The sequence below is a fragment of the Mycobacterium sp. ML4 genome, assembly GCF_054515735.1.
Window position 1 is genome coordinate 77291 of sequence record NZ_JBTNSY010000005.1, and the last position, 26343, is coordinate 103633.

Here is a 26343-nt window from a genome sequence, read left to right on the forward strand (position 1 = left end):
GGGAATTCGCCTGGAATTCGTCAATCGTCCTGGCATAGCGCGTCTCGACAGGCTAGGCTTTCGCTCTTCTTGGTCAGCGGCCTCGCTAGGAGTGACGGCATGTCCTATCTGATTGCTGTGCCGCAGGAAATATCCTCAACGGCAACGGACTTAACTAGTTTTGCCGCTGCGCTCGGCGCGGCCAACGGGGCGGCAGCCGTCGCGACCACTGGGGTGGTGGCCGCTGCTGCCGACGAAGTCTCGACGCAGATCGCAGCGCTGTTCACCGAACACGCTCGGGCTTATCAGGCACTGAGTGTGCGGCTGGCGGCGTTCCACGATCAATTCGTCAACGCAATGACTTCGGCTGCGGTCGCCTACACCGGCGCCGAGGCCGCCAGTGCTTCTCCTTTGCAGGTGGTGGGAGACGGCGTCCTTGGCTTGGTGAATGCGCCCACTCAGGCACTGCTTGGCCGCCCGTTGATCGGCAACGGCGCCAATGGCGCCGCGGGCACCGGTCAAGCCGGTGGGCCCGGCGGGCTGCTGTGGGGCAACGGCGGCAACGGCGGTTCCGGTGGGGCCGGCCAGGCCGGCGGAAATGGCGGGGCGGCGGGACTCCTCGGCAACGGAGGGGCCGGCGCATCGGGTGGTCCGGGGCAACTTGGGGGTAACGGGGGCGCGGGCGGGTGGCTTTATGGTCACGGTGGAGCCGGCGGCCAGGGTGGTGCCGCGCTCGCGGGTGTCAGTGGCGGGCTGCCCGGTCGCGGCGGTGATGGAGGTAGCGCGATCTTGTTCGGTGACGGCGGAGCGGGCGGGCAGGGCGGTACCGGCCTGGCCGGTGCCGCGGGTGTCAATCCCACCCCAACCGGGTCCGCCGCCACCGGCACCGCCGGCGGTGCAGTGACGGGTACCGGCGGCGTCGCTTCAGCGCCTGCCGGGGGTACCGGCAGCCCGGGCGGGGCAGGTCTGACCGGCGGAACCGGCGGTGCTGGGGGAACCGCCTTCAACATTGACGCTAAAGGTGCCCAGGCCGCCGGCGGAGCCGGCGGCAATGGCGGGGCCGACGGCGGCGCGGGTGGGTCCGGCGGGTCAGCGTCGACGGCTCCGGGCGTCTCCAATTTCGCCACCGGGGCTATCGGTGGCGCTGGTGCCCCGGGCGTAACCGCCGGGACCGCGGGTGGCGCCGGCGGGAACGGCGGGTCCGCCAGCAACGCTTTGATCAACGGCGGTGGCTTCGGCGGAGCCGGAGGCGCAGGGTCCGGGGGCAATGGTGGTGGCAACGGCGGCACCGGCGGAGCCGGGGGTCACGGTGGCGCGGGTGGATTCCTGGTCGGTAATGGTGGCGCCGGTGGCGCGGGAGGCGCCGGCGGTGCGGGTGGTGGCGGCGCCACGGGCGGTTCCGGTGGTGGTGGCGGCGACGGCGGCAACGCCTTAGGGCCAATTACGACTAGTTTCAACAAGGGCGGCGACGGCGGTGACGCAGGCGGCGGCGGTACCGGCGGAACCGGAGGCTTTGGCGGCGCGGGAGGCCAGGGCGGAGACGGCGGCAGTGGCGGGCGGCTGTTCGGTAATGGTGGCCCTAGTGGGGACGGCGGTGTCGGAGGAGTCGGCGGAGTCGGCGGCTACGGAGGGGTCGGTGGCTCCGGCGGTACCGGAGGCGCGGCTACGGTGGCCGTTTCGGGCAACGCGATCGGCGGAGCTGGCGGAAACGGCGGGGACGGCGGCACCGGAGGCACCGGCGGCAACGGCGGTGCGGGCGGCGCGCCCGGCGCTACCGGCGGGTCCGGGGGATTACTCGGCGGTGCGGGCAGCCGCGGTGCCCTCGGTGCGGGCGGCACCGGTGGGCTCGGCGGAACCGGCGGCGCCGGCAGTGCGGGCGGTCGCAACGGCGCCGGGGCGATCATCTTCGGGTCCGGACAAAACGGGAAAGCGGGCGGCGCCGGCGCATCCGGCAACAACGGCTGACTCACTCTCTAGCGGGGTACCTGAAACTCGACGAGGGCAGCGTTGCCGGGCGCCACGCCGGCCCAGCGACCTGAAACCTGTAGCACCGCGATGCCCGACGTCGGGAATTTCCTTGAAATGCTTTCCGCTGCAACGACGTTGCTGGTGTCGGTGTCCGCGAGGATCAGTGCCACCGACGATGTCGTCGGCTCGTGTCCGACGATGAGCAAGGTAGCGACGTCGTCGCCGACTCGATTGATCTCGTCGATCACCGTGCCGGGCGTGGCACCGTAAAGCTGCCTGAGGTAGTGGGCCGGCGCGTCGATCCCGCTGCATGCCAGGGTTTCTCGGGTACGTACGGCTGTCGAGCACAGCACGGCATCGATGGTCGGCGTGTTGGCACGCAGCCAGTCGCCTCCCAGCCCCGCTTCCCGGCGACCGCGTGGCGCCAGCGGCCGGTCATGGTCGGGCACCCCATCGGGGTACGCGGATTTCCCGTGTCGCATCAGGATCAGGGTGCGCCGTTCATTCACCGGCCCACGTTAGCCACTGGGGAACGGGGCGTACTCAGCGCCCCCGGTTGCCTGGGAGCGTCCGCACAATGACGTCTGGCGCGCCGTGCTTTTTCTGCACGCGCCGGCGGGCTGACGGGTGAGAGCCTGAAACCAGAGTGACGCACGGGATTGCAGTGCATCCCGGATCACACCCGGGGCCGGACCCTCCGATCAGCCTGCCGGGACTTGTCGGCGCCCAGCCATACACTCCCGATGCAACGCCGATCACGCTCTGGAAGGGGGTCGAAGACATGCGGTTCCTGCACACCGCTGATTGGCAGCTGGGCATGACACGGCATTTTCTTGCCGGGGAGGCCCAGCCGCGTTATTCGGCGGCCCGTCGGGACGCGGTGGCCGCACTGGGGGGGCTGGCCGATGAAGTGGGTGCGGAGTTCGTCGTCGTCTCGGGAGACGTCTTCGAACACAACCAGTTGGCCCCGCAGGTCATCGGCCAGTCGTTGCAAGCCATGCGCGCCATCGGTATTCCCGTCTACCTTTTGCCCGGAAATCACGATCCGCTGGATGCGTCGTCGGTCTACACCGGCGCGCTGTTCACTTCCGAATGCCCACACAACGTCGTGGTGCTCGACCACGCCGGCGTACATGAGATCCGGCCCGGCGTGCAGATCGTCGCGGTACCGTGGCGGTCCAAGGCGCCCACTACAGATCTGGTCGCCGGGGCGCTCGAAGGCCTGTCCGCCGACGGGGTCACCCGGGTTCTCGTCGCGCACGGCGGCGTCGACGTGCTCGACCCCGACCCTGCCAAGCCCTCGCTGATCCGGCTCGCCAGTATCGAAAAGGCATTGTCGGACGGGAAAATTCACTATGTCGCCCTCGGTGACAAGCACTCGCTCACCAGGGTCGGGGACAGTGGCCGGGTCTGGTACCCGGGTTCGCCGGAGGTCACCAACTATGACGACGTCGAGGCCGACCCCGGACACGTGCTGATCGTCGACATCGACGAGACCGATCCCGGCCGCCCCGTCACCGTCGAGTCCCGGCACATCGGCAGGTGGCGCTTTGTCACATTGCACAATCAGGTCGACACGAGTCGGTGCATTGCCGATCTGGATCTGAACCTGGATCTGATGCCTGACAAGGACCGCACCGTGGTGCGCCTGGCGTTGACGGGATCGTTGACCGTGACCGACCGTGCGGCGCTCGACGCGTGTCTGGACAGATACTCGCGGTTGTTCGCCTGGCTCGGGCTGTGGGAGCGGCACACCGACCTGGCCGTCGTGCCGGCGGACGGGGAGTTCGATGACCTCGGCATCGGCGGGTTCGCGGCCGCCGCGGTCGACGAGTTGGTCGCGACGGCCCGTGCAGGTGCCGCCGGCTCCGTCGACGCCCAGGCGGCGCTGGCGCTGTTGCTCCGTCTGGCAGATCGAGGTGCGGCGTGAAATTGCACCGGTTGATCCTGGCTAACTACCGTGGCATCAAGCACCGCGAGATCGAATTTCCCGACCAAGGCGTGGTCGTGGTGTCCGGGGCCAACGAGATCGGCAAGTCCTCGCTGATCGAGGCACTCGACCTGTTGCTCGAATACAAGGACCGCTCGACGAAGAAAGATGTCAAGCAGGTCAAGCCGGCCAACGCTGATGTCGGCTCGGAGGTAACCGCCGAAATCAGCAGCGGCCCCTATCGTTTCGTGTATCACAAGCGGTTTCACAAGAGGTGCGAGACGGAGTTGACAGTGCTGGCGCCGCGCCGCGAACAACTCACCGGCGACGAAGCGCACGAGCGGGTTCGCGCGATGTTGGCCGAGACGGTTGATACCGAGCTGTGGCGTGCCCAGCGGGTGTTGCAGTCCGCGTCCACTGCGGCGGTCGACCTTTCCGGATGTGATGCGCTGTCGCGTGCCCTCGACATCGCCGCCTCGCAGTCCGTCGGCGACGCCGCGCTGTGCGGCACTGAGCCGCTGCTCATCGAGCGGATCGACGGCGAATACGCGCGGTACTTCACTGCGACCGGGCGCCCGACCGGGGAGTGGTCCGCCGCAATTTCCCGGTTGGCCGACGCCAAGGCCGCGGTGGCCGAGTGTGCGCAGGCGATGGCCGAGGTCGACGACCGGGTGAGCCGCCACGCCGAGTTGACCCGGGAAACGTCGGAATTGGCGCAGCAGCAGGTAGCCGCTGGGCCGCGGCTGGCTGCAGCGCAGGCTGCGGCCGACCGAGTCAAGGCGCTCGGCGATGAGGTGAGGGAAGTCAGATTGATCGCCGCCGCGGCCGCTGCAGCCAGCAATGCGTCCAGCGCAGCGCACACCAGCCGTCTAGCGCTGATCGCCGAAATCGATTCTCGCGCAGCAACAATCGCCGCATTATTGGCCCAGAGCGAAGAGGCCGCCGGGCGGCAGGCGGCGACGGCGCGCGAAGCCGCAGCCTGCGATGCCGCGGCCCGGGAAGCAGCAGCGATCCTGGCCGCGGCACAAGAACGCGCCGAGGCCGCTCGCAGAACTCTCGACCAGATCGCCGGGCGTGAGGAAGCCGACCGGCTGCGCGCCCGGCTGACCAAGATCGAGGGACTCGAACGCGACCTCGAGCCGATCGGGAAAGAGCTGTCCGAGATCGTGCTGACCGATGAGTTGCTGCATCGCATCGAACAGGCTGCGGCGGCAGTGGACCGCGCCGGTGACCAGCTGGAAATGATCTCCGCAGTCCTGCAGTTCACCGCCGCCACCGACATCGAGCTGGGCGTCGGCGATCAACGCATCGTGTTGCCCGCCGGGGACAGCTGGTCGATCACCGCGACCGGTCCCACCGACGTCGAGATTGCCGGGGTGCTCACCACCCGGGTGATCCCGGGCGCTGCCGCCCTCGATGTCCGCGCCAAATACCGCGATGCGCAACAGGATCTCGTCGCCGCGCTGGAAGCGGCCGCAGTGGCCGATGTCCCGTCGGCGCGCCTGATCCATCAACGGCAACATGAATTGTGCGCCACTCGCGAGCGACTCGCCGCGACAGTGGCCGGATTGTGCGGCGACGAACGGGTCGACGAGCTGCGAGCCAGGCTGGCGCAGCTGCATGCCGGCCAACCTGCGACTCCGGATCTGTTCGCCACGGACATCGCCGGCGCCCGCGCGGAGCGGGATGCCGCTGAAGCGGCTCACTCAGCCGCGCAGGCCGAGTGTGAATGTCGGCGGCAGATCGCGACGTCGGCTGCCCGCCGTCTCTCCGAGGCGACGACGCAGGCGATGGTCCTGTGCAACGATGCCGCCAAGCAACGCGCAGAGCTGGACGCCGCGGCGACTCGGCTGGCCGCAGAGCGGGCGGCGGTGACCGATGAGGCGCTTGCCAACACGGCCGAGGCAGAGCGTCATGCCGCGCAGAGTGCCGCAATGCGTGTGTCTGAACTGGACTTGGCCCTGGCGGCTGCGGAGCCGGACACGATCGCCGCCGAACTCGCCGAGGCGATGAAGGTGACTGAAGGCCTCCGCGAGCGCCATGAAGCTGCGATCGCCGCGTTGCGTCAGATCAGCATCGAACTTGCGGTGCTGCGCAGCGAGGGGCGGCAGGGAAGGCTCGATGCCGCCGAGATCGAGCTGGAACACGCCACCTGCCAGCATGCCCGGGTCGGTGCGCGGGCCAGGGCCGCGCAGTTGTTGCGGTCGGTGATGAGCCGGCACCGCGACAACACGCGCAAACGCTATGTCGAGCCCTACCGCGCCGAGCTGCAGCGCCTCGGCCGCCCGGTGTTCGGGGCGACGTTCGAGATAGACGTCGACAGCGATCTGCGAATCCTCAACCGCACCCTGGACGGTGTCACGGTGCCCTACGAGTCATTGTCGGGTGGGGCGAGGGAGCAGCTCGGCATTCTGGCGCGGTTGGCGGGTGCATCCCTGGTCGCCAAGGAGGACACCGTCCCCGTGGTCGTTGACGACGCCCTGGGCTTCACCGACCCGAACCGGTTGGCCAAGATGAGTGAAGTGTTCGACACGGTAGGCTCGCACGGCCAGGTCATCGTCCTGACGTGCAGTCCCACCAGATACGACGGTGTCACGGGGGCGCATCGCATCGATCTGAACGCATAGTGCCTGTGCTCAGGCAGGCATACACTGGGCGAATGGTGGCGACCCGGTCCCCGCAAGCGGGTGGGGGCCGCTCCCACTTGCGGGGGCGTACCCCAAGTGCCCGGCTGATGGCCGAAAACCAGGATGGGCGATGGACATCCAGCGTGACTACGTAGTCATCGGCACCGGCTCGGCCGGCGCCGTCGTGATCAATCGACTCACCGCCGACCCGGCCACCGAGGTGGTGGCGCTCGAAGCCGGGCCGGGTGATACCAACAGGTTCATCGGAATCCCCGCGGTCTTCTCCAAGCTGTTCCGCAGCGAGGTCGACTGGAACTACCTGACCAAACCTCAGCCTGGACTCGACGGACGTCAGATCTATTGGCCCCGAGGCAAAGTCCTGGGCGGTTGTTCGTCGATGAATGCCATGATGTGGGTGCGCGGCTTCAGCGCGGACTACGACGAGTGGGCCAAGCGAGCCGACGAACAATGGTCCGGCGCGGCTGCCCTCGAGTACTACCGCCGCATCGAGGACGTCAGCGCGGCATGGCATTTCGTCAGCGGTGACGACAGCGGGGTCACCGGCCCGCTGCACATCTCCCGTCAGCGCAGTCCGCGAGCGTTGACCGCGGCCTGGCTGGCCGCCGCCCGCGAATGCGGCTACCCCGCGGCGCGGCCGAATTCCACATCGCCAGAGGGCTTTTGCGAAACCGTCGTCACTCAGCGCCGAGGTGCCCGCTACAGCACCGCCGACGCTTACCTCAAGCCGGCGATGAGCCGCAAGAACCTCACCTTGCTCACCGACGCCACGGTCACCCGGATCCTCTTCGACGGCGGCAGGGCGGTCGGTGTCGAATACCAGCGGGCCGGTCAAACCGCCGTGGTGCACGCCCGTCGCGAAGTGGTGCTGTGCGGCGGCGCCGTCAACAGCCCGCAACTGCTCATGCTCTCCGGCATCGGAGATCGCGACCACCTCGCCGAGCACGGCATCGAGACCGTGCACCATGCACCGGAGGTGGGACAGAACCTGATCGACCACCTGGTGACACCCGTAGGCTTCGACGTCGAGGACGACACGCTGTTCGCCGCGGAGAAGCCCAAGCAGTTGCTCAACTATCTGTTGCGGCGCCGCGGCATGCTCACCTCCAATGTCGGTGAGGCGTACGGATTCGTCCGCAGCCGGCCCGAACTCGAGCTACCCGATCTGGAGCTGATCTTCGCGCCCGCGCCCTTCTACGACGAGGCGTTACAGCCCGCCGCGGGGCACGGAGTCGTCTTCGGTCCGATCCTGGTCGCACCGGAAAGCCGCGGTCAGATCACACTGCGCTCGGCCGATCCGCACGACAAACCGGTCATCGATCCGCGCTACCTCTCCGATCCCAGAGATCGCGCCGCGATGATGGTGGGGCTGCGGATCTGTGCCGAGATTGCCCGGGCGCCGTCGTTGCGGGACGTGCTCGGACCGGTGGTCCGGCCCCGAAACTGCGGCGAGCTCGACGACGCGACCCTCGAGCTCGCCCTCAACGACTGCTCGCACACGCTGTATCACCCGATGGGTACCTGCCGGATGGGCAGCGACGGCGCCAGTGTGGTTGACCCGCAGCTCAAGGTCCGCGGGGTCGACGGGTTGCGGGTCGCCGATGCCTCAGTGATGCCGAGCACGATCCGCGGACACACCCATGCGCCATCGGTGCTGATCGGTGAAAAGGCCGCTGACCTGATCCGAAGCTAACCCACAGCCAGCCGACGTGCCGGGCGCCGGCGTTCTGTGCACAATGGCACGCATGACGGGTTGTCACCGATGACCATGAACGCGAAACGGCGCCGGGTGCACGAGAAGCTGGCGAAGCTGCCGGGTGTACGCCCGGTCCGCCGGCCCGTCTCGCCGGGCAGCGCTGAGGAGTTCGATCTCTTTTACGTGCGTACCGGTCGCAAGTCGGCGCACCCCTTGGTGGTCATTCCGGGCGGCCCCGGGGTGGCGTCGCTGCGGTTGTATCAGGGTTTTCGCCGTCGTGCGGCCGCCTCCGGTCTGGACGTCATCATGATCGAGCACCGCGGGCTGGGAATGTCGCGTCACGACGACGCCGGTGCCGACCTGCCGCCGCAGGCGCTGACGATCGACCAGGTGGTCGACGATGTGGCCGCGGTTCTCGACGACGCGCACGTGGACTCCGCCGTCATCTACGGCTCCTCCTACGGCAGCTATATCGCCGCGGGCGTGGGTGTCCGCCATCCACATCGGGTGCACGCGATGATCCTGGACTCGCCGGTCTTGTCGGCCCATGACATCGTCGCCGTGCGTGATGCGATCCGCGGCGTTCTGCTCGGTGGCGACAGCCCCGAAACCGTCTCCCTGGCGCCCAAGGTTCGGCGCCTGGTGGAAGCCGGGGTGATGACGCCATCAGCGGGACAGGTGGCGGCGACGGTGTACGGCTACGGCGGCGCATCGATGCTCGACCATCAACTCGACCTGTTGCTTGACGGACGAAAGATGTTGTGGCGGGCGTTGGTTCGGTTCACCACGATGGGCGTCAGCCGCAAAGTGCCATATCGGTACGAAGCCGATCTGGTGAGCCGCATCGCCTTCCGTGAACTAGACTACGCCGCCGAGCCGGACGGCCTGCCGCTCGATCCGGCCATGGCAGTACGCGAAACCTTGGATATGACAGCCGATTTCGAAGCCGAACCCTACGACTTGATCGCGGAGCTGCCGAAGTTCAGCTGGCCGACGGTGGTGGTCGGCGGTGGCCGCGATCTCGTCACTCCGTTGGTAGTGGCCGAGCGCGCGACGTCGCTGTTGCCCAACGCCGTGCTGTTGCGGATGCCCACCATGGCGCACAGCGCGCTGGACTTTCGTGAACCGGCCACCCTGGCGATCGCCGGCGCGGTCTGTCGCGGCGAATTCGGCGGGCTGGCCGGACGCGCCCGTGAGCTGGACGCGCTCCCGGCGCGGCTGCCGATGCGCGTGCTGTGGAAGGCGATTGACGTGGCGGCCACCGTGGAGGCGGCGGTGCCGCCCTTGCTGCACCGGGATCAGCGCATGAACCCGATCGCGGTGTAGTCCAGGTCGGCGAGTCCCCGCGCGCCGAAGTTCGCGAGATCACTACGGACTGCGACGGTGCCAGGGGACTGGATAATGGGCAGGCTGAACCCTTCGTCCCACACGAGGCGGTCGACGTCGTTGGCCAACGCGCGGGCCCGTCCGGGATCGAGTTCCCCCAACGTCTGCTCGATCTTGGCATCGATCTGCGGGCTGCCGATCTTGCCGAAGTTGCTGTCCCCGTACGACGCGTAGATCTGGGTCAGTCCGGACAGCGGGAAGGCGTCGCCCTGCCAGCCGAACAACGCGATATCGAAGTCGCCGACGTTGACGTAGTTGCTGAAAAAGCCGCTGCCGGAGCGGCCCTGGAGTTCGAGTTTGACACCGATCTCGGCGAGGCTGTGCTGAGCGATCTGGGTGAAGACCTTCGCGTTAGGTGATTCGTAGAACAGCAGGCGAACCACCAGCGGCTGCCCGTTCTTCTCGCGAAATTCGCCGTTCATCTTCCAGCCCAGCGAGTCGAGGTCCCGTTTTGCCTGCTGGGGGTCGTAGGGAAGGCTGTTGTCCTGATATCCCTCCTGGCCGGCGACGAATACGTGATTGTTCAGGGGCACCGGGTTCGCGATGAGGCCGTGCAATGCGACATCAGCGATCGTCTTTCGATCGATGCCCTTGCATACCGCCAGCCGCAGCTCGCGATCGTGCAGGATCGAGCCGGTGGCGCCGTTCATCGTGAAATGGGTCCAACTGGGCGCCGACGCGCTTCGGATCGCTATACCCTTGGTGTGCTGGGCGATGACGAGTTGGTCGAGCGACCCGACTCCGGTGGCATCGATGGTGTTGTTCTGTAGTGCGGGCAACGCCGCAGACGGATCGAGCACCAGGTATGTGATGGTATCCAACAGCGGCTGCCGGCCCCACCATCGAGGGTTGCGGGTCAACGTGATTCGCTGCTTGGCCCGGTCCAGCTTGGACACGATGAAGGGGCCGGCGGATAGGGCCGGTGCATCAAGCCAACCGCTGTTGAATGCTTCGGGGGTGCCCGTCACGCTGGCGGGCAGTAGCATCCCGTTCCCGGCGAACATGCCTCGCCACTCGGCGTAGGGCTTGGCGAAGGTCACGATGGCCTGCCGATCGTCGACACCGCGGGTAACCGAGGCGACGCGTTCGGAGCCATTGGTCAGGGCGATCTCGAACGCCTTGTCCGCACCGCTGGTGGCGTGGATCTGGCTGGCAATGTCCTGCCACGTGATCGGCGTGCCGTCAGACCAGACCGCCCTGGGATTGATGGTGTAGGTGATCACCTGCGGGTTGGTCCCGGTGAGCTCCACGTTGGTGAAGTAGTTGGTGTTGACGCTCGTCGAGCCGTCCGGTCCGATGGTGAACGCACTGGGCAAAGTAGGTTTGAGCAAGCTCGCCGTCTCGGCGCTGTTGCCGTCGATGTGCAGGACGTTGAAGTTGGGCGGGAAATCGCTGAGCGCCAACCGCAAGTCGCCGCCCCTGCGCAACGTCGCCGGATTCTGCGGGTTGATGTCGCTATCGCCGCCCAGCACCGCGTTCGCGGACCCCGGCGGCGGTACCGAGACACCTCCCGCGCACCCCGACAGCACCAGAGCAGCAATGAGAAACGCCATGACCGCACGGCCGCCCCTGTTCGTCGGGCCGGTGCGGTCAGACATTGCCCGCCTCCGTTCGCGGTACCGCGCCCAACAGGCCCCGGGTGTACTCGTGCTGCGGATTGCCGAACACCTCCTGGCTGTCACCCTGCTCGACCACGATGCCGCGATGCATCACGACCACCCGATGGGCCAGGTGTTTGACCACTGAAAGATCATGGGAGACAAACAGATACGATAAACCGAACCGGTCCTGCAGGTCCAGCAAGAGGTTGATGATCCCGGCCTGAATCGAGACGTCAAGCGCCGACACCGGTTCGTCGAGGGCGAGAATTCTGGGCTGCAGTGCCAGCGCACGTGCGACGCCGATCCGCTGCTTCTGCCCACCGGAGAACTCAGCGGGGTACCGGTCGGCGTCGGCCCGGCGCAGTCCCACGGTTTCCAATAGTTCGGCTACCCGAGTGTTGGTGTCGCTCTTGTTGAACCCGTTGGCCAGCAACGGTTCGGCGAGCAGGTCGAATACCGGCAGTCGCGGATCCAGCGATGCCGCAGGGTCTTGAAACACCAACTGGATGTCGCGCCGCAGTGATCGGCGATCTGCCTTGCTGAGGGTGGCCACGTCCGCTCCAAGCATTTCGATCGAACCGGATTGCGGCGCAGTCAGTTCCAGGATCTGGTACAAGGTCGTCGATTTGCCCGAACCGGATTCACCGACGATGCCCAGCGTCTGGCCCTGCAGCAGTTCGAAGCTGACACCGTCTACCGCGCGGACTTCGCCCACGTTGCGGCGGAGCAGCACACCCTTGGTCAACGGGAACGTCTTGACCAGGTCACGCACTTTGACGACGACTTCCGAGGTATCGATCGTCGCGCCGCGCACGGCGGTGTCGACGCCGTATATGTCGGCGGCGCTTCGCCCGGCGGCCTGATCGGTGCGAATGCAGGCGGCACGATGATCGGCGCCGACTTCGACCAATTCCGGTTCGGCGCTAAGGCATTCGTCGATGACCAACGGACACCGCGGCGCGAACGGGCATCCGGGATCCAATCCGACGAGCGACGGCGGAGCGCCCGGTATCGGCACCAATCGGGTGCCCTGAGGGGCGTCCAGGTGCGGAACCGAGCCCAATAGACCGATCGTGTAGGGCATCTGGCGATCTCGGTACAGGTCGGCCACCCTGGCCGATTCAACGACTCGACCGGCGTACATCACCAGTGCGCGGTCGGCGAACTCGGCGACCACCCCGAGGTCGTGGGTGATGATGAGCACCCCGGCGCCGGTGACGTCGCGGGCCGTCTTGAGCACTTCAAGGATCTGGGCCTGCACGGTTACGTCGAGGGCGGTGGTGGGTTCGTCGCAGATCAACAGATCGGGATCATTCGCGATGGCGATCGCGATGACGACGCGTTGCCGTTCACCTCCGGAAAGCTCGTGTGGAAAGGCCCGGACCCGTTGATGGGGCTGCGTAATGCCGACCAGCTCGAGAAGTTCGATCGCGCGCTGGCCGGCGGCCTTTCTGGAGACACGCGGCTGATGCACTCGAATCGCCTCAGCGACCTGATCGCCGACGGTGTAGACAGGCGTCAGTGCCGACATGGGGTCCTGGAACACCGTGCCGATCGACTTTCCACGGAACTTTGACATGGCGCCGTCGGCAAGCCCCAGCACTTCGGTGCCCTGCAGCCGAATCGAACCGCTTACCCGCGCGTAATCCGGCAGCAGACCCACTGCCGCCATTGCCGCCGCCGACTTACCGGAACCGGATTCGCCCACCATGGCCACCACTTCACCCGGGTCGACCCGATAACTGATGCCACGTACCGCGGTCACGGGAGCGTTGTCGGTGGGGAAGGTGACGGCCAGGTCGGTCACCTCGAGCACTGGACTCATGCGCCACCACGCCGCAGGTTTTTGGCTGCGGGATCGAAAGCGTCTCGGAGTGCGTCACCGGTGATGTTGGCGCAGAACAGAATCAGCACCAGCACCCCGGCCGGTACCAGGAACACCCACGGAAAGGTGGTGGCCGACTGGGTGCTGTCGGCGATCAGCGTTCCCAGCGAAACGTCCGGCGGTTGGACACCAAAACCGAGGTAGCTCAAGCCGGTTTCGGCGAGAATGGCCGCCGAGACGTTCAACGTCGCGTCGATGATCAGGATGGACGCCACGTTGGGTAACACGTGCTGCAGGATGATCCGACGGCTGGATACACCCATATACCTTGCCGCGCGGATGAATTCGCGCTCCCGCAGGCTCATCGTCAAGCCCCGCACCATGCGCGAGCTGACCATCCACCCGAAGCCGGCCAGCAGCAGGATCAGCGAGATGATGTTTGCCGAGTTCTTGGTTCGCGGCGAGACGATCAGAATCAGGTAGAGGGACGGAATCACCAGCATCAGGTCGACCAGGAACATCAGCGCACCGTCGCGCCATCCACCGAAATATCCCGCGACCGACCCTACGGCTGCGGCGATACCCGTGGAGATCACCGCTACACAGACACCGATCAGCATGGACTTCTGCATCCCGCGCAGGGTTTGTGCGAGCAGGTCTTGTCCGAGCGCGTTGGTTCCCAGCCAGTGCCGGCCGTTCGGCGGCTGCAGCAATGCGTCGAAATCCAGGTCCTGGTAGGTGTACGGCAGTAATGGGGGCAGCAGGTAACAGCCGACGAAAAGCAGCACCAGGATTGCCAGCGCGACCATCGCGGAGCGGCTGCGCAGCAACCTGCGCAGCACCAGGGTCCGCCGCGAGGTGAACTCCGTCGCTGTCGTCTGTTTGATGACGGTCATGACACTCGTACCCTCGGGTCCAGTGCCGCGTAGAAGATGTCGGAGAGCAGGCCCGCCAGCAGGACGACCGTGCTCAAGAAGAGCGTGATCGCGGCAACGATGTTGGTGTCCTGGGTGGCGACGCCCCGGATCGTCCATTCGCCCATGCCGTGCCAGCCGAAGATTTTCTCGACGAACACGGCCCCGCCGAACAGCCCGGCCACGCTGTAGGCGAACAGTGTCGCCATGGGGATCAGGGCGGTGCGCAGCCCGTGCTTCACCAACGCGCGCCGGCGTGTCAGGCCCTTGGCGCGGGCGGTGCGAATGAAATCCTGGCCGAGCACGTCGAGCATCGCGTTGCGTTGATAACGGCTGTAACCGGCGGCGGCACCGAGCACCAGCGTGAGTGTCGGCAGCACCAGATGCTTCAGCCGGTCCGCCACGGCCGCCCAGGTCCCGTCGTCGATACCAGGTGATGTCTCGCCGGTGTAGTCGAAGAGCTGGATGCCCAACGCCCAGTTGATCCGCAGCGCGCCGATGATCAGCAGGTTGGCCATGACGAACGACGGCGTGCTGATGATCAACAGGGCGATGATGGTGACCATGCGGTCACTGAACCGATACTGACGAATCGCGCCCCACGCTCCGAGCGCAATGCCCAGCAGCGTGCCCACCACGGATCCCACGACGAGCAACCGCAGACTGACCCCGACACGGCGGCCCAACTCGGTGCCTACCGGTTGACCGGTGACGGTCTTGCCGAAATCTCCCTGCACCGCCCGCGATACCCAGTGTGCGTAGCGCAGCGGAATAGGCCGGTCCAGGCCGAGATCGTGGGCCTTCGCGTCGATGACGGACTGCGGCGGCCGGGGACTGCGCTGCATCAGGCCCTCAAGCGGGTGAAACGTCACCGACGTCAGGCAATAGGTGAGAAAAGTGGCCAGCGCCAGCAGCACGACGTATTTGAGTAGCCGGCGCAGCAGAAAACGCGTCACTCCCTACCACCCCTGCCGCATGGGGACAGGGTAGCGAGCCGCGGCCAACGTGTCGTGGGGCGGCCCGGCCATTCCGATCCCGCTGATCCGCACCGGTGAAATGCCGCCGCGCAGTTGTTAAGATCCAGCGGTTGTCGAACTGCGCAGCAAATGATTTTCCGCGATTACCAAGGGAGCCCTGCGTGACTGTTACCGACGATTACCTGGCCAACAACGCCGCCTACGCCAGCAGCTTCCAGGGGCCTCTGCCATTGCCGCCCAGCAAACACATCGCAGTGCTGGCGTGCATGGATGCCCGCATCGACGTCTATCGCGTGCTGGGCATCAACGAGGGGGAGTCGCACGTCATCCGCAACGCCGGCGGCGTGGCCACCGACGACGCGATCCGTTCGCTGGCCATCTCCCAGCGATTGCTGGGCACCAAGGAGATCATCCTGATCCACCACACCGACTGCGGGATGCTCACCTTCACCGACGACGACTTCAAGCGCAGCATCCAGGAGGAGACCGGCATCAAGCCGCCGTGGGCGGCCGAGGCCTTTCCGGACGTCGCCGAGGACGTCCGCCAGTCGCTGCGACGGATCGAGCACAGTCCCTTCGTCACCAAGCACGAGTCGCTGCGCGGATTCGTGTTCGACGTCGCCACCGGCAAGCTCGAAGAGGTCACCCTCTAGGCCGAGCAGACACAAAATCACGTTGGAGCCAGTGCTCCAACGCGATTTTGCGCCTGCTCGCGGGGGCCCGGCTCGCGCGGGCGCCTGCTCGCGGGGGCCCGGCTCGCGCGCCGCGGCCCGAGCGCCCCGCCCCGCAGCATCGATCACCCGTCGTCGTGGGCGGCCTGGAAGTCCACCACATGCTGCGCTACCTCGACAACGTCTTCGAAACGCGCGACGTGGAACAGCGCATCACCCTGGTGGACGATGGGCAGCTGGCTTCGCCCAATGACCAGCCCGGAATGGTCCGCGCTCACCGCGATCTCGGCGTCGCCGAAGGGATCGCTGATCGTGCCGATCTGCTCGCCGCGCTCGACTCGGGCGCCGAGCGGCTTGGCGGCGCGGAACATGCCGCTCTCGGGCGCGCGCACCCATGCGCTCGAACGCGCCACGAACGGCTCGGCGCCGGCGCGGTGTCGGCGTGGCGGCGCAAGCATGCCGAGCGCACGCATCACGTTGACGATGCCCTGCACCCCAGGGCGTATCGCCATCTCTGCAAAGCGCAGCGCCTCGCCCGCCTCATAGAGCAGCGTCGGGATCCCCAACGCTGCGGCCGCCTCGCGCAGCGAGCCGTCGCGGACCGCCGCATTGATCAGTACCGGCACTCCGAAGCTGCGGGCCAGCGCGAGGGTCTCGGGGTCGTCGAGGTTGCCGCGGATCTGCGGAAGGTTGTCGCGGTGGATGGCCGCGGTGTGCAGGTCGATGCCGTGGGTGCAATTGGCGACGATCTCGGTCATGAACCGGTCGGCGAGTTTTGCCGTCAGCGAACCGCGCCCCGAGCCCGGGAACGAGCGGTTCAGGTCGCGCCGGTCGGGTAGGTAGCGCGAGTGGTGCAGCACCCCATAGACATTCACGATCGGTATCGCGATCAGCGTCCCGCGCAGCTTCGCCAGCGCAGGCCGACGCAGCAGGCGGCGGATGATCTCGACGCCGTTGAGCTCGTCGCCGTGCACCGCGGCGCACACGAACAGTCGCGGGCCGTCCCGCCGGCCGCGTATCACCTGCACCCGCATTGTCAGCGGCGTGTGTGTGTAAAGCTGCGGGATCGGTAGCTCGACAGTGGCGCGGGTGCCGGGCGCGATCGACTCGCCGCCGATCAGCAGGTCGGCGCTCAACCTTTGCCCCGCGTGTTGGTCTTGCCGTGCCGGGCGTGCTTCTCGATGAACTCGATGATCAGCTTGGCGACGTCGCGCTTGGTCGCTTCTTCGATGCCTTCGAGGCCGGGCGAGGAATTGACCTCGAGCACCACGGGTCCATGGTTCGAGCGCAGGATGTCGACGCCGGACACGTTCAAGCCCAGGCGCTGCGCGGCGCGCACCGCGGTCGAACGCTCCTCAGGTGTGAGCCGGACGAGCGACGCGGCACCGCCCCGGTGCAGATTCGAGCGGAACTCGCCGGCCTTGGCCTGGCGCTTCATCGCCGCGACCACCTTGTTGCCGATCACGAAGCAGCGGACGTCCGCGCCGTGCGCCTCCTTGATGTACTCCTGAACCAGAAAATTCGCCCTCAGTCCGCGGAATGCCTCGATGATCGCCTCGGCCGCGGAGCGTGTCTCACACAACACGGTGCCCTTGCCCTGGGTGCCCTCGAGCAGCTTCACCACAAGCGGTGCGCCGCCGACGATCTCGATCAGCTCGGAGGTGGCATCGGTGGAATGCGCGAAGGCGGTAACCGGCAGGCCGATCCCCGCCCGCGCCAGGATCTGCAGCGAACGCAGCTTGTCGCGCGAGCGGGTGATCGCGACCGACTCGTTCAGGCAGTACGTCCCCATCATCTCGAACTGACGCACCACGGCCGAGCCGTAGAACGTCACCGACGCGCCGATCCGGGGGATCACCGCGTCGAAGGACTCGAGCTCCTCACCGCGGTAGTGGACCGCGGGATCGTGCGAGGCGATGTCCATGTAGCACTTGAGGTGGTCGAGTACCACAACGTCGTGCGCGCGATTTTCGGCGGCCTCGACCAGCCGCCGGGTCGAGTACAGCTTCGGGTTGCGGGACAAGATCGCGATTCTCATCGCCGTTCCCCCGGCAGTCGGTGGGCGCCAAGACGCGGGCGTCCTGACAGGTAGGAGCGGGACGGGTCGACGTGGAAGCGTCCGCGCAGCGCCGTGCGCCCGAGCAGCATCCGGAAGCGCATTGTCTCTCGGTCGGTGAGCGTGATCTCGGCAAGGAAGCGCTCGCCGAATACCTCGACCGTGGTCTCGATGACGAAGCGTTGCTCCCGGTGCCCGCCCGAATCGGCGACCACGCGCTCGTCCAGGACATCGGCAAAGCAGATCTGTTCGATGCTCGCGTGCTGCAGCGGACGCATGCCGAATCGCACCCGTCGCCGCCCGTTCTCGACCAGCGGCTCGACAAAGAACGCGTGCAGCGCGGAAGTCCGCGCACCGGTGTCCACCTTGCACTTGATGTGTTCGATCCCCAGGTCGGGAAGCGACACCCACTCTCGCCATCCGAGCAGCGTGCATTCCCCATTGTCGATGTTGCCCGCCATGGACGTGTAAGACTCCGACCGGAACCGCGTTGGACAGGAGCGCCGAGGACCGCGCGATCACATCGGCGTGGGGTAGCAGCCGGAATCTATCACCCGCACCGGCGAGAACCCGTGCGCCCCACGGACTCTGTCCCGGCGCGTCCTCGATGCCACCGCGACCACCCGCGCACGGGGGCGCGAGCAGGCGCGAACTCGCACGATTTGTGCCCAAATCGTGCGAGTTCGCGTCTGCTCGCCAGCCATCATTGACACTGCCATTGGTGACTGGTTCTATTATTGGCATTACCGCAATTACGGTCAATTCAACCAACTTAACCGGGATATGAGGCGCATGAGTACCGACGTCACTACCGGCCCCGCCGCCGGGCAATACGAACTGAGCCATCTGCGCTCGCTCGAGGCCGAGGCGATTCATATCATCCGGGAAGTGGCCGCCGAGTTCGAGCGACCGGTGCTGCTGTTCTCCGGCGGCAAGGACTCGATCGTCATGCTGCACCTGGCGCTCAAGGCTTTTCGGCCCGGCCGGCCGCCGTTCCCGGTGATGCACGTGGACACCGGCCACAATTTCGACGAGGTCCTGCAGACCCGCGACGAGCTGGTCGCCGAAGCCGGGGTGCGCCTGGTGGTGGCCTCGGTGCAGGACGACATCGACGCCGGGCGGGTGGTGGAGACCATCCCCTCGCGCAATCCGCTGCAGACCGTGACGCTGCTGCGCGCCATCGCCGAGAACAAGTTCGACGCGGCGTTCGGCGGCGCCCGCCGCGACGAGGAAAAGGCGCGGGCCAAGGAGCGGGTGTTCAGCTTCCGCGACGAGTTCGGTCAGTGGGACCCGAAGGCGCAGCGACCCGAACTGTGGAACCTCTACAACGGGCGCCACCACAAGGGCGAGCACATCCGGGTCTTCCCCCTGTCCAACTGGACCGAGTTCGACATCTGGTCCTACATCGGCGCCGAGAAGGTCAGGTTGCCGTCGATCTATTTCGCTCACCGGCGCAAGGTATTTCAGCGCGACGGAATGCTGCTGGCCGTGCACCGGCACCTGCAGCCGCGCGCGGACGAAGAGGTGTTCGAGGCCTCGGTGCGGTTCCGCACCGTCGGCGACGTCACGTGCACCGGATGTGTGGAATCCGAAGCCGCCACCGTGTCGGAGGTCATCGCCGAGACCGCGGTGTCACGATTGACAGAACGCGGAGCCACCAGGGCGGACGACAGGATATCGGAGGCCGGCATGGAAGACCGGAAGCGGCAGGGGTACTTCTGATGACGACACTGTTGCGCCTTGCCACCGCGGGCTCGGTCGACGACGGCAAGTCGACGCTGATCGGACGGTTGCTCTACGACTCCAAGGCGGTGATGGAGGACCAGTGGGCGGCCGTCGAGAAGACCTCGAAGGACCGCGGTCACGAGTACACCGACCTCGCGTTGGTCACCGACGGCCTGCGCGCCGAGCGCGAGCAGGGCATCACCATCGACGTCGCGTACCGTTATTTCGCCACTCCCAAGCGGAAATTCATCATCGCCGACACTCCCGGGCACATCCAGTACACCCGCAACATGGTGACCGGCGCCTCGACAGCGCAATTGGTGATCGTGCTCGTCGATGCGCGACACGGCCTGCTGGAGCAGTCGCGCCGGCACGCATTCCTGGCGTCGTTGCTGGGCATCCAGCACATCGTGCTTGCCGTCAACAAGATGGATCTGATCGGTTGGGACAAAGAGCAATTCGAGGCGATCCGGGACGACTTCCACGCCTTCGCGGCACGTCTGGACGTGCAGGACGTCGCCACCATCCCCATCTCCGCGCTACACGGCGACAATGTGGTGACCAAGTCTGGCCAGACGCCCTGGTATGAGGGACCGGCACTGCTGTCCCACCTCGAAGAGGTGTTTATCGCCGGTGACCGCAACCTGGTGGACGTGCGGTTCCCCGTTCAGTACGTCATCCGCCCGCACACCCTTGAGCATCAGGACCACCGCAGCTATGCCGGCACCGTGGCCAGCGGCGTGATGCGCCCAGGCGACGACGTGGTGGTGCTGCCCGTCGCCAAGACCACCCGGATCGCCGCGATCGAAGGGCCGAACGGGCCGGTGGCAGAAGCATTTCCGCCGATGGCCGTCTCGGTGAGCCTGACTGACGACATCGACATTTCACGCGGGGACATGATCGCCCGCACCAACAATCAGCCCAGGGTTACCCAGCAGTTCGATGCGACCGTGTGCTGGATGGCCGACGGGTCGGCGCTCGAACCCGGCCGGGATTACGTCATCAAACACACCACCCGGACAACGCGCGCGCGGATCACCGGACTGGACTACCGGCTGGACGTCAACACCCTGCACCGCGACAAGACGGCGACGGCGCTCAAACTCAACGAACTCGGCCGGGTTTCGTTGCGCACCCAGGTGCCGCTGCTGCTCGACGAGTACTCCCGCAACGCCAGCACCGGGTCCTTCATCCTCATCGACCCCGACAACAACGGCACGGTGGCCGCCGGCATGGTGCTGCGCGATGTCGCGGCCCAGAATGCCAGCCCCAACACCGTAAGACACAAATCGTTGGTCACCGCCGGTGATCGCGCGACCCAGGGGAAGACGGTGTGGCTCACCGGTTTGTCCGGCGCGGGCAAGTCCTCGGTGGCCATGCTGATCGAACAGAAGCTACTCGAAAAGGGCGTTCCCGCTTATGTTCTCGACGGCGACAACCTGAGGCACGGCCTGAACGCCGACCTGGGCTTCAGCATGGCCGACCGGGCGGAGAACCTGCGCCGGCTGGCGCATGTGGCCACGCTGCTGGCCGATTCCGGTCAGATTGTGCTGGTACCGGCGATCAGCCCGTTGGCCGAGCACCGCCAGATGGCCCGGAAAGTCCACGACGACGCCGGATTTGAGTTCTTCGAGGTGTTCTGTGATACCCCGCTCAAGGAGTGCGAACGGCGCGACCCCAAGGGCCTGTACGCCAAAGCGCGTGCCGGGGAGATCACCCACTTCACCGGCATCGACAGCCCTTATCAGCGGCCGAAGAACCCCGATCTGCGGCTGACCGCCGACCGTAGCGTCGAAGAGCAGGCGCAGAGTGTGATCGACATGCTGGAAGCGCGCGCGTAGCCGGCGAGACGGTTGCGGGTGGCACAATCTCGGGCATGCGGATGTCGGCCAAGGCGGAATACGCCGTGCGGGCGATGGTCCAACTCGCGACGGTCCCCAGCGGCACCCTGGTCAAGACCGACGAGTTGGCCCAGGCGCAAGGCATTCCGCCGCAGTTTCTCGTCGACATCTTGACGAATCTGCGGACCGACCGCCTGGTGCGCAGCCATCGGGGACGGGACGGCGGATACGAACTCGCCCGTCCGGGGACCGAAATCAGCATCGCCGACGTCTTGCGCTGCATCGACGGGCCGCTGGCCAGCGTCCGCGACATCGGGCTCGGTGACCTGCCCTACTCCGGCCCCACCGTCGGCCTGACGGACGTGTGGCGGGCGTTGCGCGCCAGCATGCGGTCGGTACTGGAAGAAACGAGCCTGGCCGACGTTGCCAACGGCACCCTGCCCGAACATGTCGCGCGAATGGCCGACGACTACCGCGATCAGGAGAGCCGACGGCACGGTGCCTTCGGCCACTAGCCGTCCGGGCCCGAGCCGTAGGGTCGGGTGAGGATCTCCATTGCGTGCCCGCCCGGATCCCGGAAGTACACCCCCCGGCCGCCGTCGCGGGTGTTGATCTCGCCGGGTCGTCTCGCCCCCGGGTCGGCCCAGTGCGCCAACCCGCGGGCTGCGATCTTGCGGTAGATCGCGTCGAAATCCGCTTCGGAAACGAGGAACGCGTAATGCTGCGGGCGGATTTCGTCGCCGTCGGCGACGTCGGCGTAGTCCAGGCTGGCGCCGTGCTCCAGCGCGACAACCAGGAAGGGGCCGAACGGGGTCGGCTCAGGCAGGTCGAACAATTCGGCGAGGAACTCCGCGGATTCCCGCTTGTCGCGGGACGCGACGATGGTGTGGTTGAAACTGATGCTCATAGTCCTCGCCATCCTCCCCTCTCGGCGGCGAGCGTGCACATATGCCTGACCATCGCCGGTCCAGCCGTGGCCTTGGCCGTCGCGAGCGCCCGCGTGTTGCCGCCGACACGCCGCCGTGGCCGGCATTTCGCGGACCCTCGCCGCAACCGAAGACCGCAACGACCTACTTCGGCGCCGTGAGCTCCAAAGCGATGTTGTCCGGGTCGCGGAACTCCAAGATGTAGGACGGCCCGATGTCCTTGATCGGCTGGTGTGCGATACCTAGCTCGTCGAGATGTTCTGCGGCAGAGTCTAATTCGGCTTTGGTGCTGGCCCGGAAGGCGATGTGGTCCAACCCGCACCGGTTCTCGTCGAAACGGTCGTCGGCCACCGGTCGCAAGCCCAGCAGCGCACCGCCCATGTCGTAGATGACCCCACCGAACAGGAAGCCCAACCTGCGGCGGGTCGCCTCGTCGGCATTGTCGGGCGCTTCGATCAGCACCGGCCAGTCGAACACGCTTTCGTAGAACCGTCGGGATCGCTCGATGTCGGTCACGGTGAGCCGGACGTGCGCGATCGACGTGCTGGTTAAGGCCATTGACCCATGCTGCCAGAATCACTGAGGTGCAGATAGGTATGACGATGCCCGTGATGGAGCCCGACCTCGATGCGGCGCTGCTGCCGCAGTGGGCGCAAGCGATCGACGAAGGTCCGTTCTCGTCTCTGTGCTGGGGGGAGCGCATCGCCTTCGACAATCCGGACAGCCTGACGCTGCTGGGTGCGATATCCGCCTGGACGCAGCGAGTGCGACTGGTGACGACGGTGATCGTGCCGCAGCTGCACGACCCGGTGATGCTGGCGAAGGGGCTGGCGACGGGCGACATGCTCAGCGGCGGGCGACTGACGGTGGGGATCGGGGTCGGGGGCCGGCACGAGGACTACCACGCCGTCGGTGCCGACCCCAAGACGCAGACGATCCGCGGCATGGCCGAACGGGTTGCGGTGATGAAACGGGTGTGGGCCGGCGAGAAGACCACTGAGTCGGTGCGGCCGGTCGGCCCCTCGCCCGTGCAGATCGGTGGCCCGCCGCTGCATGTCGGCACCATCGGACCCAAGACGGTGCGCAGCGCCGCCGCCTGGGCCGAAGGAATGGCCGGAACGACTCTGGATCTGGACGTCGCCAAGCAGAACGAGCTGTTCGATGTGGCGCGCACCGCGTGGGCCGAGGCCGGCAAACCGCCACCCCACCTGACGACCTCGTTCTGGTTCGCATTCGGTCCGGCCGACGAAGCCCGCGGGCAGGTGCACCGGCATCTGCGGCGCTACATGAACTGGATCCCCGCCGAGTACGTCGACGCGATGGCGCCGATGACCGGATGGGCCGGGACCGAGGACGAACTGGTCGCGGTGCTGCGCAGGTTCGCCGACATCGGGACGCACGAAGTGCAGCTCATTCCCACCAGCTCGGATATCGAGCAGTTACGCCGCGCGGCCGACGTCGTCGCCGCGTTGTAGTCAGCCTGCCCGCACCTTGTCGGCCGACTGTTCCGACGGCCGTCCCTTGCGCAGGGTGGCCAGCAGTTCGCGGTAGGGGCCAACCAGGTAGACGGTGTCGCCCCCCTCCAGGCGTGCGTCGCGGCGCGGGTGCAGCTTGACCTGTCCGTCGGGCTGAGTGATCGCGATGACGCGCGTTTGCGTGGACAGCTCATGCATGGGCAGGCCGTCCAGCTCGCTGCCGGACGCGACGTGCATGCCGCCCACCATGAACGAGCGTTGCCCGACGGAAAACGTCCCCAGGACCTGCAGTCCCATCGCGGCGCCGATGAACCAGGGCGCCGCCAGGTCGACCGTCGAGCGGACGTTGTCGAATCCGAACCGCTGCGCCACCGCTGACCCCAGGCCCCGGTCGTAAACCCTCAGCACCAGCGGAACGTCTTTGCGGTGCAGCTTGCGTTGCGAGTGGGTGCCCAGCATCTCCCGCAAGACGATTCCCACCTCGATGTTGACCATGTCATCCTGGGTCAAAACGGCTACCGCGCGGGCTTTTTCGATCCCCGCATATTCCAGCGTCTGGCGCAGTGTCGCGTCGCCGAAGATCACCGGCACGTCGAGTTCGGCCGCCGACGCCAGGTACCGGTTGTTCTCGTCGAGTTCGATGACGGCGACATCGCGACCGGCCGCGATCAGGTCACTGACCACTCGGCTGCCGAAGGACCCCAGTCCGACGACGATGATGTGATTGCGCATGTGGCGCACCAGCGAGCGCCCGGCCGAGCGCACGAACCGCCGCGACAGCAACAGGTCGGCGACGAAAGCCACCAGCAGGGCGGTGGTGGTCACCCCGGCGAACATCAAGCTGATGCTGAACAGCCGCAGCCAGATCGGCTGGTTCGCGAAGCTGAAGTCGCCGTAACCCACCGTCGCGATCGTTTCGGTGGTGAAGTAGAGCGCGTCGATCCAATTCATGCCCGGCCTCTGATAGCAGAAGCGCAACACCACGGTCGACCCCACCAGCAACGCGAGCGCCGCCGCCAGCATCCGAAAGAACATGGGGTTCACTTCGTCGCGCACGGTGCGCACGGCGTCGATGCCACGGTGCATCCGAGGCCGGCCGGGGCGATTCGGAACGGGCCGGGGGACCGTAATGCCGCGAGCCGCTATCTCGTCGGCGGTGCCGATCATCACCGTGCAGTCACCGGCGCGTACCTCCAGATCCCGGCCCGGACACGCCACCACCTCGCCGGCACCGGGAGAATCCTTACCCGCGATTACCGCCACCGGCGCCAGGTCTCCGTAGATCTCGCGCAGGGTCGCATCCCGCGGCGCTTCGGACCGTGAGACCACGAACTCAATGCCGGCCGCTTCGAACGGGTGCGCGGTGTAGGCCAGAACCGATTCGACCACCGAGGGTGCCGCGAGGTCGGCGACGTCCAGGATCGCACCCGGCCCGTTGCCGGCGGCCATCGCCTCGCGCAGCACGTCGTTGGCCAGCCGTGCCACCACCCGCACTTGCGGATTGGCTTTCCTTGCCAGCAGGGCAATTTCGAGGTTCTTGGCGTCGTCGTCGCCGACGCACACCACTGCGTCGGCGTGCGCGAGATCGACCCCGGCAAGGTTATCGCCAGTCAGCATCACGACATTGGCGCCGACCTTGTTGAGTTCCTCGATGATCGTTGCTGCCAGCGCGTCGTCACCGCTGACAATGATGTGGCGCACCATGTCCCGCCCGCTCCGCCATGAATTGTCCCGCATGAACACCCACTCCTGATGACACGGGCGCCGTCCGGCTTGCAATGACTATCGGCCACCGCTCCTGTCAACGCCAGCACGACGCGCCCGAGCGCCGCACCGGAACTCATCTTTGTCGCCAGTGCGACGACCTGCAATTGCACGCGCGCAGCTGCCGCCTCAGGCCAGGTGGGCGCCGGCGGGTTGCGGCGCTGCGGTGCATCAGCACCGCGGAGCGCGTCCGGCCAGGGGACCGCGGTGTCCAGCTCAGCGGGCCGAGGAGGGAACCCGGCCTCGCGCAACCAAGGCAAACGTAGCCGGCATCTCGATACCCCTGGCGTCGTCCCACTCACCGCGTCGCGATCGTGAGCAGCACCAGCCGGTCACGCGGCGTCGATGTCACCGGCCGTCCCAGCGCATGGTTGCGACGTCACCGGTCGCGATACTGGTGGTGTGCCTTTCATCGAAACCGTCGCCTCACGCGAGGCGTATCGCAACCAGTGGATGGTGCTGCGCGAAGACGACATCCGCCGCCCGGACGGCAGCCGAGGCATCTACGCCGTGGTGGACAAGCCCACCTACGCGCTGGTAATCCCCTACGACGGAACGCGATTCCGGTTGGTAGAGCAATACCGGTACCCGGTTGCCGCGCGCCGGTGGGAGTTCCCCCAGGGCACCGCCCCCGATCGGGCCGACCTCGAACCGGCCGCGCTCGCGGAACGGGAGCTGCGTGAGGAAACCGGTTTGCGGGCGGCATCGTTCGAAGTACTCGGGCACCTCGACGTCGCACCCGGAATGAGCAGTCAGCGCGGATGGGTGTTTCTGGCCACCGGGATATCGGAGGGGCACGCCGAACGTGAGCACGAGGAGCAGGACATGCGCAGCGCCTGGTTTCCGCGCGAGCACGTCGAGCAGATGATGTGCGACGCGGTGATCACCGACGCGCAGTCGATCGCCGCCTACGGCCTGTTTCTGTTGCGGGGCCGATGAGTTGACCCGCCGGCGGCGGTCTACC

General features: G+C 66.8%; 21 protein-coding genes and 1 pseudogene. 11 read left to right on the plus strand and 11 right to left on the minus strand.

Features of this window, described 5'->3' with window-relative positions; all coding sequences use genetic code 11:
• Positions 1 to 99 precede the first annotated feature (99 nt).
• Positions 100 to 1944, plus strand: a complete 1845-nt coding sequence (locus ACX9NE_RS06755) for a PE family protein (protein WP_459360925.1) — start codon at positions 100 to 102, stop codon at positions 1942 to 1944.
• A gap of 8 nt (positions 1945 to 1952) precedes the next feature.
• On the opposite strand, the gene ACX9NE_RS06760 is transcribed toward ACX9NE_RS06755, so the two are convergent.
• Positions 1953 to 2456 (minus strand): SixA phosphatase family protein, encoded by a 504-nt coding sequence (locus ACX9NE_RS06760; RefSeq protein ID WP_459360926.1) that lies wholly within the window; start codon positions 2454 to 2456, stop codon positions 1953 to 1955.
• 272 nt (positions 2457 to 2728) lie between these two features.
• On the opposite strand from ACX9NE_RS06760, the gene ACX9NE_RS06765 reads away from it, so the two are divergent.
• The 4 genes from ACX9NE_RS06765 (at position 2729) to ACX9NE_RS06780 (ending at position 9544) form a co-directional block, all read left to right on the plus strand.
• Positions 2729 to 3877, plus strand: coding sequence for a metallophosphoesterase family protein (locus tag ACX9NE_RS06765; RefSeq protein WP_459361110.1), 1149 nt, complete (start codon positions 2729 to 2731; stop codon positions 3875 to 3877).
• The gene (locus ACX9NE_RS06770; RefSeq protein WP_459360927.1) at positions 3874 to 6504 is read left to right on the plus strand and encodes an AAA family ATPase; all 2631 of its coding nucleotides are present in this window, start codon (positions 3874 to 3876) and stop codon (positions 6502 to 6504) included. Before ACX9NE_RS06765 ends, ACX9NE_RS06770 begins: the two co-directional genes overlap by 4 nt.
• Positions 6505 to 6634: 130 nt before the next feature.
• Entirely contained in the window at positions 6635 to 8215 is a 1581-nt protein-coding gene (locus ACX9NE_RS06775) for a GMC family oxidoreductase (RefSeq protein ID WP_459360928.1), read from the plus strand.
• A 69-nt stretch (positions 8216 to 8284) separates the two neighbouring features.
• Complete coding sequence (locus ACX9NE_RS06780) at positions 8285 to 9544, plus strand: alpha/beta hydrolase (RefSeq protein WP_459360929.1); 1260 nt, start codon at positions 8285 to 8287, stop codon at positions 9542 to 9544.
• On the opposite strand, the gene ACX9NE_RS06785 is transcribed toward ACX9NE_RS06780, so the two are convergent.
• From ACX9NE_RS06785 to ACX9NE_RS06800, 4 genes are read right to left on the minus strand one after another with little or no spacing between them, the layout of a single operon-like run.
• Positions 9517 to 11157 carry an ABC transporter family substrate-binding protein gene (locus ACX9NE_RS06785; protein WP_459361111.1) on the minus strand — a complete coding sequence of 547 codons (1641 nt, stop codon included), beginning with the start codon at positions 11155 to 11157 and terminating at the stop codon, positions 9517 to 9519. The two genes, ACX9NE_RS06780 and ACX9NE_RS06785, sit on opposite strands and share 28 nt — an antisense overlap.
• 37 nt (positions 11158 to 11194) lie before the next feature.
• Positions 11195 to 13030 carry a dipeptide ABC transporter ATP-binding protein gene (locus ACX9NE_RS06790; protein WP_459360930.1) on the minus strand — a complete coding sequence of 612 codons (1836 nt, stop codon included), beginning with the start codon at positions 13028 to 13030 and terminating at the stop codon, positions 11195 to 11197.
• Positions 13027 to 13926 carry an ABC transporter permease gene (locus ACX9NE_RS06795; protein WP_459360931.1) on the minus strand — a complete coding sequence of 300 codons (900 nt, stop codon included), beginning with the start codon at positions 13924 to 13926 and terminating at the stop codon, positions 13027 to 13029. Before ACX9NE_RS06795 ends, ACX9NE_RS06790 begins: the two co-directional genes overlap by 4 nt.
• Positions 13923 to 14900, minus strand: coding sequence for an ABC transporter permease (locus ACX9NE_RS06800; protein ID WP_459360932.1), 978 nt, complete (start codon positions 14898 to 14900; stop codon positions 13923 to 13925). The genes ACX9NE_RS06795 and ACX9NE_RS06800 overlap by 4 nt, the downstream gene beginning before the upstream one ends.
• Positions 14901 to 15082: 182 nt before the next feature.
• On the opposite strand from ACX9NE_RS06800, the gene ACX9NE_RS06805 reads away from it, so the two are divergent.
• A complete protein-coding gene (locus ACX9NE_RS06805; protein ID WP_459360933.1) occupies positions 15083 to 15574 on the plus strand; it encodes a beta-class carbonic anhydrase in 492 nt (163 codons plus the stop codon).
• 143 nt (positions 15575 to 15717) lie between these two features.
• Here ACX9NE_RS06805 and ACX9NE_RS06810 read toward each other — a convergent pair whose 3' ends face one another.
• From ACX9NE_RS06810 to ACX9NE_RS06820, 3 genes are read right to left on the minus strand one after another with little or no spacing between them, the layout of a single operon-like run.
• The gene (locus ACX9NE_RS06810) at positions 15718 to 16728 is read right to left on the minus strand and encodes a succinylglutamate desuccinylase/aspartoacylase family protein (protein WP_459360934.1); all 1011 of its coding nucleotides are present in this window, start codon (positions 16726 to 16728) and stop codon (positions 15718 to 15720) included.
• A complete protein-coding gene (gene rimK, locus ACX9NE_RS06815; protein ID WP_459360935.1) occupies positions 16725 to 17630 on the minus strand; it encodes a 30S ribosomal protein S6--L-glutamate ligase in 906 nt (301 codons plus the stop codon). The genes ACX9NE_RS06810 and rimK overlap by 4 nt, the downstream gene beginning before the upstream one ends.
• Positions 17627 to 18109 (minus strand): ATP-dependent zinc protease family protein, encoded by a 483-nt coding sequence (locus ACX9NE_RS06820; protein WP_459360936.1) that lies wholly within the window; start codon positions 18107 to 18109, stop codon positions 17627 to 17629. Before ACX9NE_RS06820 ends, rimK begins: the two co-directional genes overlap by 4 nt.
• A 281-nt stretch (positions 18110 to 18390) precedes the next feature.
• Here ACX9NE_RS06820 and cysD point away from each other — a divergent pair.
• From cysD to ACX9NE_RS06835, 3 genes and pseudogenes are all read left to right on the plus strand, one after another.
• Positions 18391 to 19370 (plus strand): annotated as a pseudogene (cysD, locus tag ACX9NE_RS06825) (sulfate adenylyltransferase subunit CysD).
• Positions 19370 to 21214 (plus strand): adenylyl-sulfate kinase, encoded by a 1845-nt coding sequence (gene cysC / locus ACX9NE_RS06830; protein WP_459360937.1) that lies wholly within the window; start codon positions 19370 to 19372, stop codon positions 21212 to 21214. Before cysD ends, cysC begins: the two are co-directional and overlap by 1 nt.
• A 35-nt stretch (positions 21215 to 21249) precedes the next feature.
• Positions 21250 to 21729 (plus strand): Rrf2 family transcriptional regulator, encoded by a 480-nt coding sequence (locus ACX9NE_RS06835; protein ID WP_459360938.1) that lies wholly within the window; start codon positions 21250 to 21252, stop codon positions 21727 to 21729.
• Here ACX9NE_RS06835 and ACX9NE_RS06840 read toward each other — a convergent pair.
• Positions 21726 to 22121, minus strand: coding sequence for a VOC family protein (locus ACX9NE_RS06840; protein WP_459360939.1), 396 nt, complete (start codon positions 22119 to 22121; stop codon positions 21726 to 21728). The genes ACX9NE_RS06835 and ACX9NE_RS06840 overlap by 4 nt on opposite strands.
• A 163-nt stretch (positions 22122 to 22284) precedes the next feature.
• Entirely contained in the window at positions 22285 to 22698 is a 414-nt protein-coding gene (locus tag ACX9NE_RS06845) for a VOC family protein (protein WP_459360940.1), read from the minus strand.
• 38 nt (positions 22699 to 22736) lie between these two features.
• Here ACX9NE_RS06845 and ACX9NE_RS06850 point away from each other — a divergent pair, with 38 nt between their 5' ends.
• Positions 22737 to 23615 carry an LLM class flavin-dependent oxidoreductase gene (locus ACX9NE_RS06850; protein WP_459360941.1) on the plus strand — a complete coding sequence of 293 codons (879 nt, stop codon included), beginning with the start codon at positions 22737 to 22739 and terminating at the stop codon, positions 23613 to 23615.
• Here ACX9NE_RS06850 and ACX9NE_RS06855 read toward each other — a convergent pair whose 3' ends face one another.
• Entirely contained in the window at positions 23616 to 25352 is a 1737-nt protein-coding gene (locus ACX9NE_RS06855; protein WP_459360942.1) for an NAD-binding protein, read from the minus strand. It lies immediately after the preceding gene.
• 372 nt (positions 25353 to 25724) lie between these two features.
• On the opposite strand from ACX9NE_RS06855, the gene ACX9NE_RS06860 reads away from it, so the two are divergent.
• A complete protein-coding gene (locus ACX9NE_RS06860; RefSeq protein WP_459360943.1) occupies positions 25725 to 26318 on the plus strand; it encodes an NUDIX domain-containing protein in 594 nt (197 codons plus the stop codon).
• The last annotated feature ends 25 nt before the right edge of the window (positions 26319 to 26343 follow it).